Origin of the sequence: Geobacillus sp. Manikaran-105, assembly GCF_002809955.1 — a bacterium.
Taxonomy (GTDB): domain Bacteria; phylum Bacillota; class Bacilli; order Bacillales; family Anoxybacillaceae; genus Geobacillus; species Geobacillus thermophilus.
Genome location: NZ_PIJG01000124.1, coordinates 1 through 1,534 on the forward strand (window position 1 = coordinate 1; position 1,534 = coordinate 1,534).

Annotated in this window: 1 protein-coding gene; it reads right to left on the reverse strand. The window is 39.7% G+C overall.

Annotated features, from left to right (window positions below; all coding sequences use genetic code 11):
* Positions 1–64: 64 nt before the first annotated feature.
* On the reverse strand, positions 65–1,189 hold the full coding sequence (locus tag CV945_RS16800) for a DUF6359 domain-containing protein (RefSeq protein WP_232722318.1): 1,125 nt from the start codon (positions 1,187–1,189) through the stop codon (positions 65–67).
* Positions 1,190–1,534 lie beyond the last annotated feature (345 nt).

Genomic DNA, 1,534 nt, shown 5'->3' on the forward strand with positions numbered 1-1,534 from the left:
CAACATGTGATTCACCTCCTTGTCTATCAATATTCACATCATAGACAGGAAAAGCAAAAAATATTCAGCTCACTTTATGATGTGACTGAATAGTTACAATTACAAACGTATTTCCGTTGCCATCTTTGGCAATATAATTGCCGTTGGATAAAGATTCAACGGTTACATTGTGAACAGCTACAAGCATACCTTCTTTATCTTCGTTAAGTTGGTCTGCTGTTAACACTTGCGGCTGTGGAACAGTCTCGGATCCGATTACTTGTACATCACTTGCTTGAACATTGATTTCCAATAACGTTCTGTATTCTGCTAAAGTTCCTTTTACACGAACTTTATCTCCGCGTTGAACATTCAGTCCTGAACCGTATAGGACGATTCCAGCCGTTTCATCCTGGATATAGACGGTATTTTTTAATACAGCCGTCACGATTCCTGTAGTCCTCACCTGTGTGCCGACTGCTTGTTTTCTTACATCCGCAATCGATTGCTCTTGCAAAACTTTATAGACAAAAGTCTGAACTTCACTTTTTTCAAGCCCATTTGCTACAGCGATTGCTTTAATCGTTACATCTCCGTCAATGGTTATTGAACCTGTATACTTTGTACTTGTTTCGGTTGGATCTGTTCCGTCCGTTGTATAATAGATTTTTGCACCTGGTGTTGCTGTTGATAGCGTTACTACTGTTCCCTTTTCAACCGCTCCGGCTGCAGGGGAAGCGGTGACTGGTTGGACTTTTGCTGGGTTAGTATCTTCAACAAATGCATAAGATGTTGGAGACTTAAGACCAGGGACATTAAAATAAGCTTCTAGGCTTCCAGTAATTTGAACTTTTTTCCCTAAATTCGCTGCATTAGTCTTTAAGTTAAGGGCTGTTCTAATCGGTCCGCTTGGCAACTGTACCGGGATTATTTTTGATTTGTCTGTTTCATTTGGATTATCTGCTAGTGCAAGGTTCGTATCGACAGTAAATGGCCCTGTATGTGAATACGTAATGCTTGCGCCATTTCCTGATTTTACAACTCCAACTATATAACCTTCTACTGTTGCGTTTCCAGAATTATTGGCAATTGCTTCAGCAACTGTCATAACTTCAGCTGCTTTTGATACATTAACCGGGACGAACAGACTTATGGCCATAACCCAAATGAGCACTATGTTGAAAGTTTTCTTCCAACTTTTTATCTTCATTTTATCCTCCCTAGGTTTATATTTTTTCCATACATAGCCCCTGGCAATTTTGCCCAGGGCCTTGTTTAATTTTTTTAGTCAAGGAAATATGTTTCGCCTTCTACCGTAACATGGTTTAAAACGATCGCTGTGTTTCCTCTTAAATAAAGGTCACCTTTTACAATTGCATACTCTAATTTGTCAACTCCCGTTACATCAACAGAAACGTTGCCGTTGTAAACTTTAGGAGATTGTGCCGTTCCGCTGGTAACTATTCAGCCACATCATAAAGTGAGCTGAATATTTTTTGCTTTTCCTGTCCATGATGTGAATATTGATAGACAAGGAGGTGAATCGCATGTTGAC

Bases quoted from the DNA above. Each gene is read 5' to 3' on its own strand.
- CV945_RS16800 (WP_232722318.1), bottom strand. From the start codon at position 1,189: ATGAAGATAAAAAGTTGGAAGAAAACTTTCAACATAGTGCTCATTTGG.